At 39.8% G+C, this 6,640-nt stretch carries 7 protein-coding genes; 5 read left to right on the forward strand and 2 right to left on the reverse strand.

The features are described from left to right. Positions 1–188 precede the first annotated feature (188 nt). The 3 genes from AACR75_RS00005 (at position 189) to AACR75_RS00015 (ending at position 3,351) form a co-directional block, all read left to right on the forward strand. A complete protein-coding gene (locus tag AACR75_RS00005; protein ID WP_047687553.1) occupies positions 189–992 on the forward strand; it encodes a hypothetical protein in 804 nt (267 codons plus the stop codon). A gap of 151 nt (positions 993–1,143) precedes the next feature. Continuing rightward, the gene (locus AACR75_RS00010) at positions 1,144–1,968 is read left to right on the forward strand and encodes a hypothetical protein (RefSeq protein ID WP_047687555.1); all 825 of its coding nucleotides are present in this window, start codon (positions 1,144–1,146) and stop codon (positions 1,966–1,968) included. A gap of 603 nt (positions 1,969–2,571) precedes the next feature. Further along, on the forward strand, positions 2,572–3,351 hold the full coding sequence (locus AACR75_RS00015) for an alpha/beta fold hydrolase (protein ID WP_047687557.1): 780 nt from the start codon (positions 2,572–2,574) through the stop codon (positions 3,349–3,351). A 138-nt stretch (positions 3,352–3,489) separates the two neighbouring features. Here AACR75_RS00015 and AACR75_RS00020 read toward each other — a convergent pair whose 3' ends face one another. Next, positions 3,490–3,987 (reverse strand): GNAT family N-acetyltransferase, encoded by a 498-nt coding sequence (locus AACR75_RS00020; RefSeq protein WP_047687559.1) that lies wholly within the window; start codon positions 3,985–3,987, stop codon positions 3,490–3,492. Continuing rightward, the gene (locus AACR75_RS00025) at positions 3,984–4,256 is read right to left on the reverse strand and encodes a type II toxin-antitoxin system TacA family antitoxin (RefSeq protein ID WP_047687561.1); all 273 of its coding nucleotides are present in this window, start codon (positions 4,254–4,256) and stop codon (positions 3,984–3,986) included. The genes AACR75_RS00020 and AACR75_RS00025 overlap by 4 nt, the downstream gene beginning before the upstream one ends. A 795-nt stretch (positions 4,257–5,051) precedes the next feature. On the opposite strand from AACR75_RS00025, the gene AACR75_RS00030 reads away from it, so the two are divergent. Together AACR75_RS00030 and AACR75_RS00035 are read left to right on the forward strand one after the other, a co-directional pair. Further along, positions 5,052–5,465 carry a VOC family protein gene (locus tag AACR75_RS00030; RefSeq protein ID WP_047687563.1) on the forward strand — a complete coding sequence of 138 codons (414 nt, stop codon included), beginning with the start codon at positions 5,052–5,054 and terminating at the stop codon, positions 5,463–5,465. A 165-nt stretch (positions 5,466–5,630) separates the two neighbouring features. Next, the gene (locus AACR75_RS00035) at positions 5,631–6,056 is read left to right on the forward strand and encodes an N-acetyltransferase (protein WP_047687565.1); all 426 of its coding nucleotides are present in this window, start codon (positions 5,631–5,633) and stop codon (positions 6,054–6,056) included. The last annotated feature ends 584 nt before the right edge of the window (positions 6,057–6,640 follow it).

Below are 6,640 nucleotides of genomic sequence, written 5' to 3' on the forward strand. Positions count from 1 at the left end.
AATTGTGGCTTTTGGTCGTGTAAATTCAGTTTATCTCATTGAATTTGCATAACAAACGGCTCAAGAGGGATTGCCAACGCTTGGCGGTTTTAGTGCAAAATTGCAGTTCAGTGTTTACGGTGTGTTTTTTGAGTTCGGTTATGCGTTGTCAACCCCTTAGCCGGGCGTTAGGGCACTCAAGAGGATATATGAAGTTTATAGCATCATTTTTTGTTTTTCTTTTAGGTATTGTATGGATGTTCAACTCATTCGATTGGGGATCAGTAACATTTACGAGTTCGAGCCTCGTAGCATCATTGGTGCTGCTACCTAAAAATGATTATTGGAAAGAATTTAAACGTAAGTTTAGTGTAAAAAAGCAGAAAATCGTATTGTCGGCAGACTGTGTACTGGAAACATCAGATGATAAGTTGTTTTCCATATTTGAAGCATTAGTTATTGAGAGTGAAATAGATTTAATCGTTGAACATAAAGGGTTAGCAATATTTGTAAAACATGCTCACAAAGAAACTTCATTACATAAAAAAAATGCGATTTTAAAACAAATAAAAAGGTGGGAAAAAGAACTGATTTTTCTACGCTCTTGCTTAATTATGATGGCGGAAATGTATCGAAAGAACTACATACATACCTCAAAAGAACAAGTTTATTCAGTTTTTCAGGAGCTTATTAAAAGTAGCTTTTCAAACTCTTATGACCCCCAAAAAAAGAGAATCTGTCTTTATCAGAACCCATATTCTGGTGATAGTTTTGTTGTTTCATTAAACAGCAATGCATTTGATGAGATGCTAGGCTCTCTGCAGAAAACGCATAGTCTTGACGAAGCGACTGCGTATAACGCACTAATGATGCCTGGATTTTATACAGTGTCTGATTTGTCTAATGACTTTGTACAGTCTAACTTTCTGTCAGCTCACATTGCGCATCTTGTAAGCTACGGACTTGATGAAAATAGCATGTACTTAAATAGTTGGTACATTGGTTTACAGTAGTGCCCTAACAAACGCTTTAAGACGGATTCGCAACGCTTGGCGGTTTTGGTTTGAGTTGGCTTTTGTGTTTACGGTGCAATAATTGAGTATCGTGGTATCGTTGCTCACCACTTAAGCGGGCGTTATACGCTTTATCGGGAGGTATTAAATATTGGCAAGATTAGCTCCTAAGCTCGATACAGTTCGGGCTCTATTTGCACGATCTGGAAATCAATGTGCATTTCCTGGTTGTACACATCTAATGATCAACTCGAAGCAGCAGTTTGTAGGACAAATTTGTCATATTGAGGCAGCTATGCCTCAAGGTGAACGCTTTAATGCTGATCAGTCAGATGAAGAGCGAAGGTCATATGATAATCTCTTACTGCTTTGTTATCAGCACCATATAGAAACTGATGATGTTGACGAGTTTACGGTCGAAAAACTCAAGAGAATTAAGCAAAGTCATGAATCCCAGTTTTTGAAGTCTGACTTTAAAATTGATGAGTCAGCGTTGTTCAGACTAACTTTTGAAATGGAGCAATACTGGGAGAAAATCGAAAGACTGAATACTGTTGAACATTCAATGCAAGATCTTGCATTCCGAGTGTCAACTCAAAATCATTATTCGCCGTTGTTTGATGCAGCGAGAGACTCTATCAATAGACTTGAAGAATTGCTCAATAGGCTGGAAGTGAGCAATGGCAAACTTGAACAAGATTTTTATGACTTCATAGCTGCGTATGATGTTGAAGCTAGCCTATTCAAAGAAGTGCCTTACTATTTAAACCCATTTCAACTTCGCTCATGGGAGGACTTCACCTTGTCAAAACCTAATAACCTTATGCAAATTCGTATAGATCTACTGTCGATTGAAGTTAGTTATTTGGAACAGTATTTGAAAGTGAATAGTACAGATATTACGGCGAGAGATCGGTTTGAAAGTGCTAAGGTGCAACTTGCAGACCTAGCACAAAATGCATTGTTGTACGACTAAGCACGCGTATAACAAACGCCTCAAGAGGGACTGTCAACGCGTGGCGTTTCCAGTCCCAATGAGCCGCGGTGGTTAAGGTTGTTGTGTTTGAGTTTTGTGGTAATGCGTTGCCAGCCCCTTAGGCGGGCGTTATGTAACCGTAAAGAAAAAAGACCACAATGCATTGAAAAGTAGATATTTTTTATGATTGATCTAATTTCAATGTCGACTTTGTCTGAGCGAGTTTCATGCATGTTGATTTAACTTTCGGCTTCTTGTTCTTCGAGTTTTTACTCTGGCTTCAATGGTAAAGCGAGTTTGCGATAAGCTTGGTGGCAGTCACTTTTTTCTTTGAACTAGGGCTCGCAGTTTCGTCGTTGCCACGCAAATTCTACTGGGTTACTGCTAACTTTTCATGTAAGTTAAACGATATTTGGCAATGTTGTTCTTTGTAATGCTTTGAAATGGTTAGCAAAGTTACATAACAAAGCATTCAAGAGGGACAGTCAACGCTTGGCAGTTTTGGTTTGGTTGAGCATTTAAGGTTACGGTTGGTTAATTTGAGCGCAGTTGTTTGCGTTGCCTGCCCCTTAATGCGGCGTTAGCCCTTAATAGGAATATCATGTGAAATATTTTCAAAAAGGTAGTGGTGAATATTTAGTCTTGGTTCATGGAGCATTAACAGATGGTTCTATGTGGCTCCCTCATACAGATTCGTTGTCTCAGTATTTTGATGTAGTTTCAGTGACTTTAAGTCATTTTGACAATGATGATAACTTAATTTTTAGTCTGAACTCACACGCTCAAGAACTATGTGAGCTTGTGAAAAAGTTAGTTTCAGATAAGCCCGTGAATGTTGTTGGCTGGTCTTATGGTGCAGATGTTGTATTGAACATGATAGCAACGTCTCAATTGCCATTGTCTAAGGTATTTTTGTATGAGCTGGGATATCCCGGTTGTGTTCAAGAAGATGAAATGAAAACTTGGGTTGCGGATGCAGAGTCAATGTTTGAGCCTGTTTTTAATCATGTACATCAGGGGGATTTGAGTTTAGCTGTTGAATCATTGATTGACGGTTCTGGGAATTGTCATGGTTACTTCGATAAGCAACCAACTGAGGTGAAGAGTTTACAGTTAAAGCAAGCTTATACATTGCCTTTGCAACTAAATCAGCAAGAACATCCATCGATTGATGCCCAAAGTCTATCGAATATCGATCTGTCTTTGATATTTGGGCATGGCGATAAAACACGAGACTTATTTAGGCTGGCCACACAGAGTGATGCACGAGCTTCAAGACACTCAAAATTGGTGGTTATTGAAAATGAATCTCACATGTTACCTCAAGAAAATCCAGAAAAGTTTTCGAGTTTACTAATTGATTTACTGGGGAAAAAGGGCTAACAAACGCTTCAAGAGGGACAGCCAACGCGCGGCATTTTTATTATGCGTTGGTTTTTGTGATTACGGTGTTATGCGGAAAGTTAGTAGTAGCGTTGTCTGCCCCTTAAGCGGGCGTTAGCTTGCTAAAGGCTAGCAATACTAGCCCAAGCTTGCCCTAATATCTGAAATGGTGATAAATAGCTTATTTTCTGCATCTTGAAACGCTTTAAAACCATAGCGCTCATAGAAATGTTTGGCGCCATCTTTTGCGTCAACAATAACGACGGGAAATGCCACGCTATCACTAGCTGCTAGTAGTTTTCGTAGAGCATCGATAAGTAACCACTCGCCAAATCCTTTACCTTTATAGCTATCATCGATAGCTAAGCGAGCAATGAGTCCGCCAGAAGTTGATGAGTGATGCTTTTTCTGTAACTTATCAGGCAATGTTTTTAGGTCAATGGGTGTCATTGTTAAAGTGTAAAAACCGATGATAAGTGAGGTGTTATTTTCATCCTCTAAAACAAATGTTCGGGTATTATCTTTTTTAGCTTGCTGACTTGCCATGACTTTCAAATAGTTATTAAGCGCATCAATTCCGCAGTTGAATCGGTTTCTGTCGTGTTTATCTTTATCGAGTAATACCGTTTTCATCATTGGGTTTTGGTCTCATAGCGTTCGGCGGCAGTTTTAATCTTTTGATTTAATGTTGTTGGTTTATCGAGAGCTTCCATAAGTAAAATGGCGTCTGCTTGGCTTAATTTTAGTGTTTGCTCGCGTTCAATCACTTGTTTTGCTTTTTCGATTGCAGCATTGAGTACAAATGAGTTAATACTAGACATGCCAGCGAGAGCAGCCGCTTTGGTTAATAAGTTTTGTGTATCGACATCAACTCTCGCAGTGATACGAGGTAAAGTGGTAGCCATAATGTGTTCTCCTTTGTGTCAAAATGTCACACTGTTATTATGGTGTTTAAATATACAAAAAGCAATCATTGTGTCACTTTGGCACGCAAGCTAACAAGCGCTTCAAGAGGGACTGCCAACGCGTGGCATTTTTACTATGCGTTGGTTTTTGTGATTAAGGTGTTATGCGATAAGTTGCTAGTAGCGTTGGCTGCCCCTTAAGCGGGCGTTATGCAACTCAGGTAAATTTAGGGGTTCAATCTTTTTAGATTTCTCCGGCCATTCGTTTTGTGTTGTCGGCAAATGAGCTTTTTTACCCTAAAATTCGTGGTTAGCTCAAGCCGTAAAATAGGCAAAGTTCTTTGTTTGCCTCAATGAGTTTTGGTGCTGGTTTGTTGCCAATTCAGCGTGCGCAAAGTGTGGAAAGGGCAGTTAATCGAGTATTTTGCACTTGCTGAAAGTATTGCTTGTAGGGTTTGTCTCATTCAAAAGCTTGGTTTGTTGCTGAAAGGTGGACTTTGTTTTGGCGGCTTATTTATCACAGTTCTTGCTTGGGTTGATTCCTGAATCACTCAACCATTGCAATTGTGTCTTTTGATCGAGCAAAGTCAGTTTATCTTATTGAATTTGCATAACAAACGGCTCAAGAGGGATTGCCAACGCTTGGCGGTTTTAGTGCAAAATTGAAGTTCAGTGTTTAAGTGTGTTTTTTAAGTTCGGTGGTGCGTTGTCAACCCCTTAGCCGGGCGTTATGTGCTTTCGGTAAACGTTCAAAAGTAGTATAGAATCAGGTGTTTAAACTATTGGAAAGCAATTATGCCTAAAGTCGTCCAACAGCAAATTGGCAATATCGCCCTTGTGGTCGAAAACTACGATGATGCCATTGATTTCTATACTAAAAAGCTTCAGTTTACGCTAGTTGAAGATACCGATTTAGGTGGCGGTAAGCGTTGGGTTCAAGTTTCACCACCCAATTCGAATGGGACAAATTTACTGTTAGCTCAAGCGAGTACAGATGAACAAACTCAGTTTATCGGTAATCAAACTGGCGGTAGAGTTTTCCTATTTCTACAAACGAATGACTTTTGGCGAGATTATGAGCTGATGAAAGCGAATGGTGTTGTTTTCAACGAAGCGCCACGAATTGAAGAGTATGGAACGGTTGTAGTATTTCAGGATCTTTATGGAAATAAGTGGGATTTGTTGCAATTAAGCAGCGATCATCGTTAGTACGCACATAACAAACGCTTCAAGAGGGACTTCCAACGCGCGGCATTTTTATTATGCGTTGATTTCGGTGGTTTCAGTGTTATGCGGAAACTTGGTAGTAGCGTTGTCAGCCCCTTAAGCGGGCGTTATGTTGCCCCTATAAACTTAGCTATCGTAGAGTGAAAAATGATAAGAAAATACAACGATAATGACTTAGATTCGATTATTGAAATCTGGTTGACGGCTTCGATGAAAGCTCACGATTTTGTCTCAGCTGAATTTTGGAAATCCCAAGTTGATAATATGCGTAATATTTACCTTCCAGCTTCAGAGATATGCGTCTATGAAATAGATTCTAAAGTTGTTGGGTTTTACGCATTGTATGAAAGTAATCTGGCAGCGATATTTGTAGAGTCTGATTTACAAGGTAAAGGTATTGGTAAGCAATTGCTGAACCATGCAAAATCGCAAAGGGTTATGCTTACTCTTTCTGTGTACAAAGAAAATCAGGCGAGTTACCAGTTTTATCTGTCTCAAGGTTTCAATGTGATTAGTGAGCAAGTTGATGAATATACAGGCCATTTAGAGTACACAATGAGTACGGGCACATAACAAACGCTTCAAGAGGGACTTCCAACGCGTGGCATTTTTATTATGCGTTGATTTTGGTGGTTTTAGTATTATGCGGAAACTTGGTAGTAGCGTTGTCAGCCCCTTAAGCGGGCGTTAGCTTAAAATAATGAAAATCAATTGTTTGCAGCCTGTTTTTTCTTCCCTTGGCAGTTCGTTCAGGTTATTTCGGCAAATCAGCATTGTTTGCCAACGTGAATTTTGAGTTGTTGCCTCAATTGGGTTTTGGGCTACACGAGGTTAGCCAGTTTGGCGCAAAGTCGCTTTGGAAGTTTTACTCTCGCTTTGAGTTTTCCGAAATTGATTTATCAAAATTTACAGGTTTCAAAGTAAACGAATGGCCACAAAGTTTGAGTCAATGCGGGTTTCAAAACTCAAGTGGTTTGCCGGTTTCCCAAATCGGGTTAATCTCAATTTTGGTAAATCTAAGGTGCTGAAATTTAAGCTAACAAACTGCTTAAGAGGGATTCGCAATGCGTGGCATTTTCAGCATGCGGTGAGTCTTGTGATTAAGGCGACGTGCGGTCGCTTTTGCAGTGCATTGCTCACCCCTTAGCAGGGCGTTA

Origin of the sequence: Vibrio sp. ZOR0018 (genome assembly GCF_963865925.1) — a bacterium.
In the GTDB taxonomy this organism is placed as follows: Bacteria; Pseudomonadota; Gammaproteobacteria; order Enterobacterales; family Vibrionaceae; genus Vibrio; species Vibrio anguillarum.